This window comes from Caulobacter sp. SLTY (genome assembly GCF_009905535.1).
In the GTDB taxonomy this organism is placed as follows: Bacteria; Pseudomonadota; Alphaproteobacteria; order Caulobacterales; family Caulobacteraceae; genus Caulobacter.
Map to the genome: position 1 here is coordinate 66,283 of NZ_JAAALA010000020.1, position 16,056 is coordinate 82,338.

General features: G+C 68.1%; 15 protein-coding genes. 3 read left to right on the plus strand and 12 right to left on the minus strand.

Going from position 1 to position 16,056, the window contains the following annotated elements:
* Positions 1–33 precede the first annotated feature (33 nt).
* The 5 genes from GVN21_RS12880 to GVN21_RS12900 all read right to left on the minus strand — a co-directional run bounded on the left by GVN21_RS12880 (position 34) and on the right by GVN21_RS12900 (position 5,498).
* A complete protein-coding gene (locus GVN21_RS12880) occupies positions 34–2,172 on the minus strand; it encodes a PQQ-dependent dehydrogenase, methanol/ethanol family (protein ID WP_166575156.1) in 2,139 nt (712 codons plus the stop codon).
* Between the two features lie 19 nt (positions 2,173–2,191).
* Positions 2,192–3,220: an acyltransferase gene (locus GVN21_RS12885; RefSeq protein WP_166575157.1), complete on the minus strand. Its 1,029-nt coding sequence runs from the start codon at positions 3,218–3,220 to the stop codon at positions 2,192–2,194.
* Positions 3,221–3,323: 103 nt separating this feature from the next.
* Entirely contained in the window at positions 3,324–3,743 is a 420-nt protein-coding gene (locus tag GVN21_RS12890; RefSeq protein ID WP_166575158.1) for an SRPBCC family protein, read from the minus strand.
* Positions 3,740–4,084, minus strand: coding sequence for a metalloregulator ArsR/SmtB family transcription factor (locus GVN21_RS12895; RefSeq protein WP_205690069.1), 345 nt, complete (start codon positions 4,082–4,084; stop codon positions 3,740–3,742). Before GVN21_RS12895 ends, GVN21_RS12890 begins: the two co-directional genes overlap by 4 nt.
* A 67-nt stretch (positions 4,085–4,151) precedes the next feature.
* Positions 4,152–5,498 (minus strand): hypothetical protein, encoded by a 1,347-nt coding sequence (locus tag GVN21_RS12900; protein WP_166575160.1) that lies wholly within the window; start codon positions 5,496–5,498, stop codon positions 4,152–4,154.
* Positions 5,499–5,668: 170 nt separating this feature from the next.
* On the opposite strand from GVN21_RS12900, the gene GVN21_RS12905 reads away from it, so the two are divergent.
* Positions 5,669–6,433 (plus strand): SDR family NAD(P)-dependent oxidoreductase, encoded by a 765-nt coding sequence (locus GVN21_RS12905; RefSeq protein ID WP_166575161.1) that lies wholly within the window; start codon positions 5,669–5,671, stop codon positions 6,431–6,433.
* Here GVN21_RS12905 and GVN21_RS12910 read toward each other — a convergent pair.
* From GVN21_RS12910 to GVN21_RS12940, 7 genes are read right to left on the minus strand one after another with little or no spacing between them, the layout of a single operon-like run.
* On the minus strand, positions 6,430–7,182 hold the full coding sequence (locus GVN21_RS12910) for a hypothetical protein (protein ID WP_166575162.1): 753 nt from the start codon (positions 7,180–7,182) through the stop codon (positions 6,430–6,432). The two genes, GVN21_RS12905 and GVN21_RS12910, sit on opposite strands and share 4 nt — an antisense overlap.
* A gap of 10 nt (positions 7,183–7,192) precedes the next feature.
* The gene (locus GVN21_RS12915) at positions 7,193–8,074 is read right to left on the minus strand and encodes an RDD family protein (protein WP_166575163.1); all 882 of its coding nucleotides are present in this window, start codon (positions 8,072–8,074) and stop codon (positions 7,193–7,195) included.
* A complete protein-coding gene (locus GVN21_RS12920; protein WP_166575164.1) occupies positions 8,061–9,086 on the minus strand; it encodes a stage II sporulation protein M in 1,026 nt (341 codons plus the stop codon). The genes GVN21_RS12915 and GVN21_RS12920 overlap by 14 nt, the downstream gene beginning before the upstream one ends.
* A 10-nt stretch (positions 9,087–9,096) precedes the next feature.
* Positions 9,097–10,410 (minus strand): DUF58 domain-containing protein, encoded by a 1,314-nt coding sequence (locus tag GVN21_RS12925; RefSeq protein WP_166575165.1) that lies wholly within the window; start codon positions 10,408–10,410, stop codon positions 9,097–9,099.
* On the minus strand, positions 10,407–11,363 hold the full coding sequence (locus tag GVN21_RS21380) for a MoxR family ATPase (protein ID WP_166575166.1): 957 nt from the start codon (positions 11,361–11,363) through the stop codon (positions 10,407–10,409). Before GVN21_RS21380 ends, GVN21_RS12925 begins: the two co-directional genes overlap by 4 nt.
* Positions 11,350–12,579 (minus strand): hypothetical protein, encoded by a 1,230-nt coding sequence (locus tag GVN21_RS12935; protein ID WP_166575167.1) that lies wholly within the window; start codon positions 12,577–12,579, stop codon positions 11,350–11,352. Before GVN21_RS12935 ends, GVN21_RS21380 begins: the two co-directional genes overlap by 14 nt.
* The gene (locus GVN21_RS12940) at positions 12,576–13,229 is read right to left on the minus strand and encodes a DUF4129 domain-containing protein (RefSeq protein ID WP_166575168.1); all 654 of its coding nucleotides are present in this window, start codon (positions 13,227–13,229) and stop codon (positions 12,576–12,578) included. Before GVN21_RS12940 ends, GVN21_RS12935 begins: the two co-directional genes overlap by 4 nt.
* Positions 13,230–13,387: 158 nt before the next feature.
* On the opposite strand from GVN21_RS12940, the gene GVN21_RS12945 reads away from it, so the two are divergent.
* Positions 13,388–14,494 carry a glycosyltransferase family 4 protein gene (locus GVN21_RS12945; RefSeq protein WP_166575169.1) on the plus strand — a complete coding sequence of 369 codons (1,107 nt, stop codon included), beginning with the start codon at positions 13,388–13,390 and terminating at the stop codon, positions 14,492–14,494.
* Positions 14,495–14,509: 15 nt separating this feature from the next.
* Positions 14,510–16,056: glycogen debranching N-terminal domain-containing protein (locus GVN21_RS12950; protein WP_166575170.1), on the plus strand; the 1,547-nt coding region annotated here is incomplete at its 3' end.

Below are 16,056 nucleotides of genomic sequence, written 5' to 3' on the forward strand. Positions count from 1 at the left end.
GAGCAGAACTCCGCAGAGCGGCGACGGTTCGCCTCAGCCGGTCTTTGTTCCCGCCTTTGACGCGTCCGTCCGCGCCTTCTGTCGTCGGGCGAGGTCGAGGAGGTACTGGCGGATGGATTCCGCTTCCTCCTCGCTCACAAGCTCCTTGAACGACACCATCCCCTGCTCCTGCCGGTCGCCGTCTATGACGATGCTCTTGAACACCGCCTTGTCGGTGGTGGCCGGCGAGTAGCGCAGGTCGGGGATGGAGAAGTTGGAGACGCCGCTGGCGCCGTGGCAGACGCCGCAGTTGGCGGCGTAGGCGGCGGTGCCCATGGCGATCTGCTGGGGCGTGCCGGGGGTGGTCGGCAGGTCCGGGAACTCGCGGGTCGAGACCGGCCGGGCGGGCAGTTGTTGCTTGCCGCCGAGCTTGAAGACCAGAAGGCGGCGCGGGCCTTCCGAGCGCGGGTCGACCCCGGCCCCGGCCGAAACAGCGAAGCCGCCGCCGTAGCCGGCCATCAGGGCGATGTACTGCTCGCCGTCGATCTCATAGGTCATCGAGGGGGCGATCACACCGGTCTGGGCGTCGAAGCCCCACAGCTTCTTGCCGGTGCCGGCGTCGAAGGCGGCGAACTCGCCGGTGGCGCTGCCCTGGAAGACTAGGCCGCCGGCCGTGGCCATCAGGCCGCCGTTCCAGGGGCCGTCGTACTCGACCGACCATTTTTCTTTCTGGGTGATCGGGTCCCAGGCGACCAGCCGGCCCTTCAGGGAGGCGCGGATCGCCTTCAGCTGGGCCTCGTCGTCCGGCAGGCCGGCGACCAGGAAGTCGATGCCGACGTTCCAGCCCTTGGACCGGTACTTGAAGCTGGTCACGTCCCCGCCCGGCTGCATGTAGGGGAAGGGGATTTCGTTGGCGGGGATATAGACCAGCCCCGTCTTCGGGCTGAAGGCCATCGGGTGCCAGTTGTGGGCGCCCAGTGGCCCCGGGTTCGACAAGTGCGCGGTCTTCTCGTATCGGGCGCCGGGCGCCTCTACGGGACGGCCGGTGGCCTTATCGATATGGGTCGCCCAGTTGACCCCGGCGACGTACTTCTCGGCCGAGATCAGCTTCCCGTTGGCGCGGTCGAGCACATAGAAGAAGCCGTTCTTGGGCGCCTGCATCAGCACCTTGCGCGGCTGGCCCTCGATGGTCAGGTCGGCCAGGACGATGTGCTGGGTGGCGGTGTAGTCCCAGCTTTCGCCCGGAGTGGTCTGGTAGTGCCAGACATATTCGCCGGTCTCCGGCTTGAGGGCCACGATCGAGGACAGGAACAGGTTGTCGCCGCCGCCCGGGCTGCGGATGTCGCGGTTCCAGGGGGAGCCGTTGCCGACGCCGATGTAGAGCAGGTCGAGCTCGGGATCGTAGGCCATGGAATCCCAGACCGTGCCGCCCCCGCCGATCTTCCAGAACTCGCCGTTCCAGGTCTTGCGGGCGACGTCCTTCATCGCCTTGTCGGAGGCAGCGCCGTCGGTCTCCTTCTCGCCGGGCACGGTGTAGAAGCGCCAGGCCATGTCGCCGGTCTCGGCGTCATAGGCCGAGAGGTAGCCGCGTACGCCCAGCTCGGCGCCGCCGTTGCCGATCAGCACCTTGCCTTTCACCACGCGCGGGGCGCCGGTGATGGTGTAGGGCTTGGACTGATCGACGGTGACCTTGGACCAGACGACCTTGCCAGTCTTGGCGTCCAGCGCCTCCAGGCGGCCGTCCAGGGTGCCGTAGTAGACCTTGTTCCCCCACAGGGCGACGCCGCGGTTGACGCTGTCGCAGCAGGCCTTCACCCCCGTCGCGCGCGGCACCTTGGGGTCGTGCTCCCAGAGCAGCTTGCCATTACGGGCGTCGAAGGCGCGGACCACCGACCAGGCGCTGGTGGTGTACATCACCCCGTCGGCGACCAGGGGCGTCGCCTCGATACCCCGGTTCTCCGGCAGGTCGAAGGACCAGGCCAGGCCCAGCTGCTGGACGTTGCCGGCGTTGATCTTGTCAAGCGGACTGAACCGCTGTTCGGAATAGGTGCGGCCGTGGGTGACCCACTCGCCGGCCTTGCTGTCGGCGGCGGCGATGCGTTCGCCGGTCACCTTGCCACCGCCCTGGCCGCAGGCGGCCAGCACCAGGCTCGCGGCCGCCACAGCAGCCCAGATCGCGCGATTGGCGCCCATCCCTCGTTCTCCCAAGCTCTCAGTTCGCCGTGTCTGATGCGCGGCGTTGAGAGTCAGTATGATCGGGCGACGTGGCGTCAGGCAACGGCCCTTTGAGACGGTCGGTGATGGGGCGTTCGAAGAAGCGCCAGGACAGCCACCCAACGGCGCAGGCCAGGCCGAGGGCGACCGGTACGAACCAGACATGCCAGACCCCGAAGCTAACCGCCATGGCGCCGATGACCAGGGGGTGGGTCAGGTAGAGACTGTATGAGGCGTCGCCCAGGGTCCGGAGCGGGGCAAGGTCGAGCAGGCCGCCGTCGGCTTCGACGCTGGTCAGGCCGATGACCAGCAGCAGCGCCGGGAAGCCCCAGAACAGCGGCCGCCACAGGTCCCACTCGGCCTGGGTAAAGTACATGGTGATATACCAGGCCAGCCCCGCCCCGAAGATGGCCCAGCCTGCGCCCCGGCCGGGCGAGACCCCGGTGTTCATCGCCTTTGCCCAGAGGACGCCGGCCAGGAATTCGAGGATCATCGGATTGGCCAGCATCTCGTAAGCCGGCGGGTGGAAGAAACCGCCGAAGCCGAGCGCCATGAGGACGCAGGTCAGGACCAGCAGGCGGCTGGCCCTGGGGATCAGCAGGCAGGCGGCGAAGATCAGGTAGAAGACGGCCTCATAGTTGAGGGTCCATCCGGGGGCGAGGATCGGGAACGGAAGACCGGCGGGGTTGCGGTGCTGGATGAAGGCCAGGGACTGAAGCACATGGTCCCAGGTCGGCTGCACATCGGTGAATCGGGCGGGCCAGAGCAGGGCGGCGGCGGCGAGGCCCAGGGTGACGGTCCAGTAGAGGGGCACGATCCGGATGGCGCGGCGGCGCAGGAACTCCAGCGGGCGCGTCTCCCGCCCCTCGGTGGTGCGCCACATGATGAAGCCGCTGATCACGAAGAACACGTCGACCCCGGCGGCGCCGATGTCGAAATCGATCCGGGCCCATTGCAGGGTGTGGAAGGCGGCGACCGCGAAGGCCGCCAGGGCGCGCAGGTACTGGACGGACAACAGGGTGGGCATGGTCCCCTCCCCGGGCCACGGTGATGCTGGAGTGATGCGGCGTGGCGAGCGGAACCGCAAGTGCTGGGAACGGTTGGCTGCTACGCGTCCCGACCAGTTCCCATCAGAAGACGGTCTCGAGGCCCGCGAGGATCTTCGTCCAGTCCTGCTCGGTTCGGTCGGCGTACTCGGGATCGACCCAGGCGGTGAGGGTCAGGCGGCAGCCGGCTTCCAACGGGGCGATGTCGATCTCGACGCGGCCCATCTCCGACGAATAGGCGGGGACGCCGAACTCGAAGACCAGACGGCGGGGGCGGTCGATCTCCAGGTAGCGGCCCACATGCTCGGCTTCGACCTCGCCGCGCTGTTCGGTGATGGTGAAGCCGCCGCCGACGACCGGGTCGATCTCGACCCTGGTCATCCGCCCGCCGGGGGTGGCGAACAGGAAGTGGCCGGCTTTTTCCGGATCGAGCCAGGCGTCGAACACCCGCTCGGGCGAGGCGGAATAGCGGTGGCTGACGGACAGTCTGACCAGGTCGGTCATGGGATCGTGCCCTTCCGGTCTTCGTCTTGGAGGATGTCGTCGAGCAGGGCGAGGCGGGCGGACCAGGCCGCCTTCTGGACGGCGATCCACTCACCGGCGGCGTCGAGGGGAGTTGGATCCAACGAAAGCAGGTGTTCGCGGCCGGCGCGACGGCGGCGGATGAGGCCACCGCGTTCCAGCATCCGGATGTGCTTGGAGACGGCGTTGAGGGAGAGGTCGAAGGGCCTCGCCAGCTCAGTGACCCGCGTCTCGCCGAGGGTCAGCCGGGCGAGAATGGCGCGGCGCGTCGGATCGGCCAGGGCCGTCAAGGTCGCATCGAGGTCGGAAGGAGCCGGGGACATCATTCAACCATATGGTTGAATGATGTCCCCGGTCAACGCCCCAAGGGAGTCGAGGGGTACGGGGCGTTCAGAGAAGCCAAAAATCGTCGGCGGCGATCTGGGAGAGGCTGGTGTTGCTGAGCTCGATCACCGACTCGGCCGTCCCCGCGCCGGTGGTGTTGATCTGAACCAGGACGTGGGCGCCCGACTGGACCGCCCTCACCTGCCCCGCGGCGCTGAAGGCCGCCTGGCCGATCCAGGTCAGGTCCCCGAACCCGGTCAGGTCAATCAAGTCGTTCCCGGCATCGTCGAAGTCGGTGACCTTGTCCCGCGTCAGGGCCAGAACCCCGCTGTCCCCGGGATTGAAGACGAAGACGTCGGCGCCGGCGCCGCCGGTCATGGTGTCGGTCCCGCCGCCGGCCAGGATGCGATCGTCGGTGTCGGCGCCGATACGGGTAGCGCCCCAGTCACGGATGAAGCCGTGGCCGTTGTCGGCCCCGAACTTCTCATAGAATTCCGCCAGATAGGGTCGCGCGCCGGCGTAAGTCTCGACATCGATGAACTGGTCGCGGACCACGGTGTCGCCGTGGACGTAGATGTCGAGGAAGTCGCCCGACAGTTCGCCGACCTCGTCGGCGGCGGCCCCAGTGCCCATGTCGATATGATTGGCGCCGTCGATGACCGCCAGGTGCTTGTTGCCGCCGGGCGAGAATTCGAAGGCGTCCTTCCGGTGCTGAACCGTCTGGCCGGCGTCGCCGGTGTCGCCCGTGCCGGTCAGGGTCAGAACCGGGACGGTGACATTGGTCCAGCTGTTGTTGGTGGCGTTTTCATAATAGAGGCCGGTCCAGTACTCGGCGTTGATCATGGTCGCGGCTTCGGCCTTGGACTCGCCGAACACCGGATAGAGGGCGCTGGTCGGCACGCCCTGGGGCGAGATCAGGATGGCGGCCTCATAGAAGGGCTCGTGCGAGCCGGCGTAGGCGGCCTGGGCGCTGTCGGTCCCGATCAGCAGTTGGGCGGTGAAGGCGCCTTGGCTGTGGCCGGCGATAATCGGAGTCTCCAGGTCGGCCACGAACCCGGCCGGCAGGTTATCGGCCAGCAGATCGGCCGCATTGGCGGCGAGGAACTTCATGTCCAGCACCCGCTCGACCGTCGACTGGGGATCCGAGCGTGGGAAATAGAGGGCGGTCAGCAGATCGGCGTAGCTGTCCAGGTGGGTCGGGCAGACAACGATATAGCCCTGGGCCGCCAGCGCCTCGGGCGTTGCCTCGGCGATGCCAGGGTTGGTGGTGTTGCCGTGGCTGTAGAAGATCACCGGATAAGTTCCGGGCGTATCCGGGGTGTAGATGCGCACGTCCATGATCCGGTCGTGACTGGTCGCCCCAGTGACGTAGTCGCGACCGGTGTCGACGGAAATTAGCACTGTGGCGGCCATACTGTCTTCCTCCTTCGGGTTCTGCTGGATCGCGCGTCGAGGCGCGGCCATGCCCAGACTGAGCCCAGCATTCCTTATTGTCAATAATCGACAATTGGCCGTCGTCCGGCCTCGCTCTTGCCGAACCCTGCGTAAGCGCGGCAGAGGCTGCACAGACGTTGGAGAAACCCATGACCCAGACCCACGCCGGCCGCACCGTTCTGATCACCGGCGCCTCGTCCGGGCTGGGCCGGCGGTTCGCAATCATCCTGGCCGCCGCCGGGGCCAAGGTCGCCGTCTGCGCCCGCCGCACCGACCGGCTGGCCGACCTGGTGGGCGAACTCACCGCCGCCGGCGGCACGGCCGCCGCCTTCGCGATGGATGTCCAGGACGAGGCCAGCGTCATTGCCGCCTTCACCGCCGCCGAGGCGGAGCTTGGCCCGATCGACACGGTGATCGCCAACGCCGGCATGAACAACGAGGGCATGGCGGTCGACATCCCGGTCGAGGAATTCCGCACCGTCCTCGATATCAACGTCACCGGCGCCTTCCTGACCGCCCGCGAGGGCGCGCGCCGGATGATCGCGGCCGGCAGCAAGGAGAGCGGCCGAGGCCGGATCGTGCTCATCGCCTCGATCGGCGCCCACACGGTGCTGCCGGGCCTGGCCGCCTACTGCGCCTCAAAGGCGGCGGTGGCCCACATGGGCAAGGCCCTGGCCCGCGAGTGGGCCAACCGGGGCATCTGCGTCAACGTGGTCTGCCCCGGCTACATCGAGACCGAGATCAACAGCGACTGGTTCGCGGCCGAGGGTGGCAAGAAGCAGGTAGCCGGCTTCCCGCGCCGCCGCCTGATGGAGCAAAGCGACCTTGACCCGGTCATCACCTGGCTGACCAGCGACGCGTCGAAGTCGGTCACCGGCAGCGTGGTGACGGTGGACGACGGGCAGAGCCTTTAGCGCAGTACACCTACTGTCGACACGCCTGTGTTTCCGGCGTCCGACTCGGTCGCGGTGACCGTTACCGAATACGCCTCGACCCCGGCCTTCATCGGAAACTGCACCGTAAAGGTCGAGGGCTCCCCTGCGTATGTCATCGGCACAGTGACCGCCTCGCCGCCGCTGTCTGGCCTGATCCAGGCGGTGACCGTGTAGTGGTCCGCGTTCCAGAGACCACCAGGCGTCACCGGACAGCCGCACATCAGCGTGACCGTGGCCTCCAGGGTGAGGGTCTCTTTGCTGGGCATGGCCACCACGTTGACGGCCAGGCCAGGCATCTCGATCACCCAGCCGTCTCCGACCGGCTTCTGGCCAGGCAACAGCCAGCGCATGGTGCTGACCGCGACCGGGTCGCTTCCAACGCCCGGCTTGCCAGGGCCGGTGGCGGTGACCCGAACCAGGGTCGGCTCGGTAATGTCCAAGGTCGTCCGGAAGGCTGCATCGCCCTCACCGGCCAACACGGCGTGGCGTTCTTTCGGCTGGACGACGAGACGCTCGGTGTCCCCGGTCCCGCCCACGGTCTTTCCTTCCGCCAGCAGGCGCTTGTCGTCGGTCACGGTCGTCAGCTCAATCCTGACCCCGCCCATCGAGGTTCCGATGAACTTGGCGTCCTTGCTCAGCACCCGCACGACCACTTCGGTCGGCTCGGCCAGCGCCGGCCCGGCCACAAGGGCCAGGATGCCGCCGAAGATCACCGCCAGTTCTCGCATGGACGCCTCCTCAGGCCTTGTCGAACTTGTCCTTGCGACGATGCCCCAGCAGCATCCGCTGTTCCAGTCGCGCCCTTAGGGCGGTGTAGTAGGCATCGAGGAATTCGGCGTCGCTTTCGTCGGGGTATGGCTGCCAGTCGATCTTCCGGCGGATGCGCTGGGCGACGGCGGCCATGGTCTTGCGATCGCGGGTGCGCAGGACCTGTTCGAGGACATGGAGTTCCTTCACGCCGTAAGCGTCCAGCTGTTTGCTGGTGAAGGCGAAGCGGCTGTTGGCGCCGGTTCCGGCGGCGGCCATATCCGGCAGCAGCGAGCGCTTGGGGGTCCGGACCACCCAGGTGCCGGCCACCAGGTCGCCGGCCCGCAGGCGATCCTTGTTGAACAGCGGGAAGAACAGGAAGATCCCGGTCCATATGGCGATCAACAGCGCGGTCATCCCCTCGGCGCCGCCCGAGAACGAGCCGATGAGCAGCAGGGTGACCGGGGTGGCGAACTCGATCTCGCGCATGATGTTGCGGGTGATCACCGCCTCGGCGGTCAGCCGGCCGCCGTCCCGCGCGGCGACCCGCAGGCCCATGATCCGCTTGCCGATGGTGGCGGCGCGCGGCGACAGTTCGAAGCCGATGAACCAGGCGTTGCGCAGGAAGAAGGAGCCGAGCGCCCAGACGATGTAGACGTGGGTCAGCCCCTTCATGCCCAGAGCCCCCAGGATCGACAGGCACAGCCAGGAGAACAGCACCAGGGTGACGATCTGGATCAGCCAGTCGATGATGAAGGCCCCGGCCCGCTGGCCCGCGTCGCCGATGCGCAGGTTGAGGTCGACTCCCTCGGGCGTGACCAGCGAGCGGCGGAGGGCGGCCTCGGCCCGCTCGACGGGATCATAGGTCGACATTGGCGGCCCTCCCCTTTTCGAGACGACGCGGCCGGGGCAGGTAGAAGTAGGCCAGCCACAGGACGCCTGAACCGATGCCGATGCTGTAGCGGAGGACGTCGGAGGTGATCAGCTGGCGCCCGAGTCCCTCCAGCAGGCCGGCGATCAGCAGCATGATGACCACCCCGGCCATGACCGCGCCGGTCGCCCTGCCCGCCTCCGCGGCGGAGTCGAGGCGGGTTTTCTCACCGGGGAAGGCCACGGCCAGGCCGATCTTGAAGCCCGCCGCGCCGGCTATGATGATGGCGAAGAGCTCTGTCACCCCGTGGATCATCAGCCAGCCGGCGAACTCGAAGCCCAGGCCCTTGCTGGCAAACACCTGGACCATGGCGCCGAGAAGCACGCCGTTAGACATCAGCAGCATGGCGGTGGGGACGCAGAAGGCGAAACCCAGCGCGAACGCGAACAGGCTGATCTGGGCGTTGTGGGTGAACAACATGGCGGCGAAGGCAGACAGCTCGTTGGTGTCGTCGGGCTTGTCGTAGAGGGTCTTGCGCAGGAACTCGGCGCTGGCGGTGGGATCGCGGCCGCCGGCCATCTGCGGATCGACCATCGCATAGAACCAGTCGGGGTTCTGGGCGACCATCAGATAGCCGACCACCCCTGCCAGGATGGTGATAGCGGCGGAGACCAGGGTCTCCTTCCAGATCGACTTGACCCCATTCGACCAGCCGGTGGCGAAGTAGCCGGCGATGCGCTCCCCGAGCCGGGGCCGTGCGCCGTAGACCAGGAAGTAGGCGCGGGCGCAGAGACCTTCCAGATAGTCGACCAGGGCCTGGTCCAGCGAGGTGGCGCGGGCCACCGACAGGCTGGACAGGGCAGAACGGTAGAGGACGGGGATGGCCAGCAGCTGGTCGTCGGTCAGGGACCTGGGCCCCTTCTGCTCGACCTTTTCGAGCAGGAAGTTCAGGCGGCGCCAGTCGGCTTCGCGCTCCTGGCGGAACTGGTGGCTCTTGAGCTGGAGGACGGCCATCGATCGTTCCCTACAGCAGGTTGCGGCGTTTGATGTCGAGGTAGGCGTTGATCACCGCCGGTCCGACCTGATCGACCGGCGCCTCGACCAGTTGCACCCCCATTCGGCGCAGGCGCACCATGACCACCTCCCGCTCCTTGATCAGGGCGGCGGCGGTGACCGCGCGGGAGACGTCTGCTCCCTCCAGCGGCTCGGCGCGGGCCAGACTCTCCAACTCCTCGTCCTGCAGCAGCACGAACAGCACCAGGTGGCGTTTGAGCAGGCGCTTGAGATTGTCCAGCATCAACTCGGCGCCGATGCTGTCGGTGAACTCGGTGAAGATGATGATCAGGGAGCGACGATCGAGGTCGCCCGACAGAGTGGTCAGGCCCAGGGTGAAGTTGGTCTCTTCCGCCGCGTAGTCGAGGCGGGCGACGAGCCGCTGGATCAGGGGGAAGGACTGCACCCCCGATACCGCCCCGGTGGACAGGCGCGGACGGGCATCGAACCCGAAAAGGCCGACCCGGTCGCCGGTGGCCAGGCCGATGTAGGCCAGCAGCAGGGCGGTGTTGATCGCCCGGTCCACGCGGGGAACGCCGCGCACCGGCTCGCACATGGTGCGGCCGGTATCGATGGCCATGACGATCGTATGGTTGCGCTCGGTGCGGCGCTCCTGGCTGACCAACTTGCCGTGGCGGGCCGATTGCTTCCAGTCGATGGTGCGGTGGTCCATGCCGGCCAGGAAGTCGCGCAGGGCGTGGAACTCGCTGCCCTCCCCCGTCTCGATCTGTTCCTTGAGGCCGTGCAGGGCGTCTCGGGAGAACAGGCGCAGGGCCTCTTCCTGGACCGCCTTGATGTTGGGGGTGACCGGGGCGGTGTGGTCCAGCCTCGGTGAGACCTGATCCCAGGCCAGGCCCAGAGGGCCGGTCCAGCGGATCCACAGCCGTTCGAGCATCGCCTCGCCCCGGCGCAGGGGGGTGACGATCAGTTCGGCGGCGGTTTCCTTGTCACGCACCGGCGCGATCACCCGACGCGGGGCGATGGTCAGGAGGTCGTTGCCCTCCAGCATCAGCTCGGCCTTGCGGGGCGAGAAGAGGGTGATGAAGCGGACGGCCACGCGCGTGGCGGCGCCGACCCCGACAGCCATGGAGCCCGGCGCATCAAGGATCACCTCCGGCGCACGGCGCAGGCGGGTGAGGCCGCCGTCCAGAGTGACCAGCAGCACCATCAGCCCCGACCAGGCCACCCCGACGAGCCACAGCTGTTGCGCCAACACGCCGGCCACGGCGGCGATGGGTGCGCCCATCGCCGTCAGGACCACCGCGGTGCGCGTGGGATAAATCACCGAGGCGCCTCGATCTGGGTGATGAGGGCGGTCAGGGCGTCATCGACCTTGCGGCCCTCGATCTCGGCCGCCGGAGACAGGATCACCCGGTGGCGGAGGGCCGGCAGGGCCAGGGCCTTGATGTCGTCCGGGATAACGTAGTCGCGGCCGTTGAGCACCGCTCGCGCCCGGCCGGCGGCGGCCAGCATAGCGGCGCAGCGGGGCGACACGCCGGTCTCGAAATCGGCCGACTCCCGCGTGGCGCGGGCAATGGAGACGACATAGCCGCCGATCTCATCGGTCAGCCTGACGGAGGCCAGCAGGTCGGCGATGCCGGCCAGGTCTTCGACCGAGACCACGGTTTCGACGCCGAGGGCCGTGGGGTCAGGTTGGCCGGTGCGGGCGCCGAACCGGGCGACGATAGCCTTCTCTTCTTCGGCCGACGGGTAGGGAAGCGTCTGCTTGAACAGGAAGCGGTCGAGCTGGGCTTCCGGAAGCGGATAGACGCCCTGCTGCTCGATCGGGTTCTGGGTGGCGACGACCATGAACCGCTCGCCCAGGTCATGGCGCACGCCGTCGAGAGTGACTGTGCGTTCCTGCATGGCTTCCAACAGAGCCGCCTGGGTTTTCGGCGGGGTGCGGTTGATTTCGTCGGCCAGCAGCAGGTCGCAGAAGATCGGGCCGCGCGTCAGGGTGAAGGCGCTGGTCTGGAAGTTGAAGATGTTGGCCCCGACGATGTCGCCGGGCATCAGGTCGGGCGTGAACTGGATGCGGCCGAAGCTGACGCCCAGGGTGCGGGCGAAGGTCTGGGCCAACAGGGTCTTGGCCGTTCCCGGAGGGCCTTCGAGCAAAATGTGGCCCTTGGCCAGCAGGGCGATCAGCATCAGGTCGATGGTGTCGGCCTGACCCACCACGGTCTTGGCCACTTCGCCGCGGATGCGGGTGGCGAGGGCTTGCGCCTCAGCGACGTTCACGGGTCATCTCCAGTCTCCAGGCATACAGGCGGCGGGCGGCGTTGAGGGCCGCGCCGAGGTCTTGCGCAGCGGCGGCCTCGCGCCGCAGCTGGGTGAAGGGGGGCTGGCCGGCCTGATCGGACAGCCGGTCGAGCAGGGCTTCCAGATCGGTTTCGGCAAGGGACGGCGGGGCGCCGACGGCGCGGGCTGCAACGCCGCGCACCCAGAGGGCGTAGCGCTCGACCATCCGGTGCTCACGGCGGGCCAGGCGGATCAGGGCGGCGGAGTTGTCGGCCAGCCCCTGCTTGCCCAGCGCGATGGCCCTGCCCTTCTCCAGCGGGGGGCCGAAGCGGCCGGCGGCCTGGACCGCCAGCAGCAGGGCGGCCAGGCCCAGCGCCAGGGTGACGCCCAGGAACGGCGGCTCGAGGATCAGCTGCAGCAGATTGCGCTCGCTCTTCAGCCCGTTCAGCGACACGTCGAAGACCACGGGGCCGCCGCCGTCTCGAGCGACCTCCAACAGTTCCAGGCCGGCCTTGGCGGTGGCGATGTCACTGATCCCATGGGTGTTGAGCAGGTCAGGATCGGAAAGGACCCATTCCTTGCCCAGCCGGCCCAGCACCGTGCCGCCGCTGGCGTCGACGATCACCGGGGTCAAGCCGCCGCCGGTGACGGTTCGGAAGCCGTCGATCGGTCCCGTGCGGGCGAAGGGCCGACCATCGGCCCAGGTGAGCACCCGCTTGGCCACGCCCTTGCGGATCTGCATCCTGGCCTGGCCCTCCTTGCCGTTGAACGGCCCCAGGCTCTCCTTGTCGGTGAAGGTGTCGCGACCCCGCACCCATCCGCGGCTGGAGGGGCCTGAGTCCCATTTCGGCAGGACGATCAGGCGGGGACCGTCAAAGAGCACCTTCTCAATGGTCTCGGGATCGGCATGGATGGGGGGTGTCAGGATCAGCAGGGAATTCTCGTCCCAGACCTGGGTCTCGCGGCTGATTTCGACGTCGGTCGCCGTGCCGCGCAGCAGCTCGATCACCCCCGCGTAGCCGATCGCCGACCTGGACAGGGCGTGGGCGCGGCCGTCGTCCCCCTTGTCCCACTCCGACCCGAAGGCGCCGAACACCAGGCTGCCGATGAATGCCAGCACGCCGATGACCACCAGCCACAGGACCAGCATGGCCGAGAAGGGTCCGGCGCGGACGCGGGCGCGGCGGGCGGGGGCGAAGGGCTGGGCCTTTCTCACGCCGCCGGCCCCGCAAAGAGGCGCTCATAGGCGGCGCGGGCGGCCAGCCAACCGGCCTCGTCCACCGGCCGGCCGCCGAAGTAGCTGCGCTCGACGATCTCGGCGATCAGGGTGAAGGCTGGGCGGGTCACCTCCGGCAGCCCCGGAAGCGCGGCGATATCGCGACTGGTCAGGGAGGGGCCGATCAGCTGGGGTTTGCGTTTGATGATTTCGGCGACGCCCCGCAGAAGAAGCATGTGGACCGCTTCGTCGTAGCGGCCCTCCGCGGCCAGGGCGTCGGCGTCGAGCAGCAGGACGCGGGCCTGTTCCCGGTCCGGGCGCCAATCGGTCTGGCCGGTCGGGCCGCCCTTGACCTTGCCGGTCCAGCCGAGACGGACCCCGAACAGCTCGCGGACGATGAAATAGACCAGCAGGGCGACCACGATCGCGGCGGCGGTCCACAGCAGGATGTTGAAGGCCGGGCCCATGGTCTGAAAGAAGGAGCCCAGGGCCTTCAACCATTCCGGCGGCGGTTTGGGCGGCGGCACGGCCGGCAGGACATGCTGCAGCGCCCTGTCGTCCAGCATTGCCTTGTGGGCGCGCTCAAGGGTCGCCGGGTCCACGGAGCCGGCGGTCGATACGCCCGGCACGGAAGTGGTCGGCTGGCTCATCCCCGTCGGCGATACTAGGCGAGGTTTCAGGCAACACAACCTGTCGACTGCCGTTGTTTTGGGCTTCTGGCAGAACGGTGTGCGGGGGGCGGAACAAAACCCCCGGCAGGCGCTTCACACCTCGGCCGTCGGGTCCTGTGCCGCGTTGGAGCTACCCCGTGAAAATCGCTCAAGTCGCCCCCCTATACGAAGCCGTCCCGCCCCTGCTCTATGGGGGTACGGAGCGGGTCGTCGCCTACCTGACCGATGCCCTGGTGGAGCTTGGCCACGAGGTCACCCTCTTCGCCAGCGGCGAAAGCCTGACCCAGGCAACGCTTTGTCCGGGGCGAGCGCAGGCGATCCGGCTGGACCCCAATCCGCTCAAGTCAGACCTGGCCGCGCACATGACCATGCTGGCCGAAGTGCGGAGCCGGGCGCATGAGTTCGACCTGATCCACTTCCACACCGACATGATCCAGTTTCCGATGTTCCAGGACATCGCCCACCGGACGCTGACCACCCTGCATGGGCGGCTCGACCTGGAGGACCTGACGCAGGTCTACCGGCAATGGCCGATGTATCCGATGGTCTCCATTTCCGATGATCAACGGCGCGGTCTGCCCCACGCCAACTGGGCGGGAACGGTGCAGCACGGCCTGCCCTCCCAGTTGCTGGAGTATTCGCCCAGGGGCTCGGGATACCTGGCGTTCCTGGGGCGGATCTCGCCCGAGAAGCGGCCGGACCGCGCGATCGCCATCGCCAAGGCGGCCGGGATGCCGCTGAAGATCGCCGCCAAGGTGGATAACGCCGACAAGCAGTATTTCGCCGAGGTGATTGAGCCGCTGATCGCCGGCGACCCGTCCATCGAGTTTATCGGTGAGATCAACGAGGTGCAGAAGTCCGCTTTCCTGGGCGGGGCAGAGGCGCTGCTGTTCCCGATCGACTGGCCGGAGCCCTTCGGGCTGGTGATGATCGAAGCCATGGCTTGCGGCACGCCGGTGGTGGCCTGGCGCAACGGTTCGACCACCGAGGTGATCGAGCCGGGCGAAACCGGCTGGCTGGTGGAGAGCCTGGACGATGCGGTCGCCGCCGTGCGCAAGGCGTTGGCGCTCGACCGGGCGGCGATCCGGGCCCGGTTCGAGCTGCGTTTCTCGGCCGTAGCCATGGCCCGCCGCTATGTCACCCTTTACGGCGACCGCCTGGCGAGTCTTCCGTTTGGGGAAACCACATCCTCGCCACCTTCGTTGAATACCTCGGCGGACTTGAATCTGGCCCGCATAGCGTAAACGACGAGGGGGCGCATGAACGACGTCGCGGTTATCGCCCCGGTCCTCGATGAGCAGCGGAACGAAGGCCCCTTGAAGATGCTGGCCCTGAAGGCCGGCGACTGCTTCCTGGTGGCCGACGGGCATGGCGACATCCTGGGCGGGTCGGACGGCCTGTTCCAGGCGGATACCCGGACCCTGTCTCGCCTGCGGCTGCTGATCGGTGGCAGCAGCCCGACCGTACTGAGTTCGGGGGTGTCGGCCGACAATGTGATGTTCACCTTCCACGGCGCCAACCGGCCACTGCCACCGGCAGGCGGGCGGGTGGTTGCGCCCGGCGTGTTGCATGTGGAACGCCAGCGGCTGGTCCACGGTGAACGGCTCTATGAGCGCATTCGGCTCACCAACCACGGCCTGGACGAGGTGCTGGCCCCGGTGTCCGTGGAGTTCGCGGCCGATTTCCGCGACATCTTCGAAGTGCGTGGCAACACCCGGCGCAGGCGTGGGCGGCTGGAGCGGCCGACGCTGGACGGGCGGACCGTCTCGTTCCGCTACGAAGGGCTGGACGGCGTGACGCGGACCAGCGTCATTTCCTTTTCAGAGCCCCCTGCCCGGCTGACCATCGAACGCGCCGACTTCCTGGCCGCCTTCGGGCCGCGGGCCAGTTTCGAACTGTTCCTGGAGGTGGGGCCGGCCGCCGACGGCATTCCCGACGAGGACCGCTTCCGCACGGCCGCCGCAGCCGCCCGCCGGGCCATGCGGACCCGCACCCGGGCGGGCGTGACGCCGCGCAGCGACAGCCCCGCGTTCAACCGCTGGACCGGGCAGTCGCGGGCCGACCTGGCGTTGCTGACCACAGAGCTGCCGACCGGTCGCTATCCCTACGCCGGGATTCCGTGGTTCTCGACGCCATTCGGGCGGGACGGGATTCTGACCGCCTGGGAAATGCTGCTGTTCGATCCCGGATTGGCGGCCGGGGTCCTGAGCTATCTGGCCTCGCGCCAGGCGACGCAGGCCGATCCGTTCCGCGACAGCCAGCCCGGCAAGATCATGCACGAGACCCGTCAGGGCGAGATGTCGACGCTCGGCGAGGTGCCATTCGGGCTGTACTATGGCGGGGTCGACACCACCCCGCTGTTCGTCGCCCTGGCCGGCGCCTATGCGCGGCGGACCGGGGATCTGGCGCTGATCCGGCGGATATGGCCGGCGTTGACCAGAGCCATCGGCTGGCTGGAGACCTATGGGGACTCCAATGGCGACGGGCTGATCGACTATGCCCGCGCGGCCGAGACGGGGCTGTCGAACCAGGGCTGGAAGGATAGCTACGACTCCGTCTTCCACAGCGACGGCAAGTTCCCCAAGGGACCGGTGGCCCTGGTGGAAGTGCAGGGCTACGCCTTCGCCGCCTGGCGGGCGATGGCCGACCTGGCCCGGCGGCTGGGCGAACCGGGCGCCGACGCCTGGGAGGCCAAGGCCGAAGCGGTCCGAGCGGCCGTCGAGGAGCGATTCTGGATGGACGATGTCGGCGGCTATGGCATCGCCATCGATGGCGATGCCATAGCCGCCGACATCGTCCATCCAGA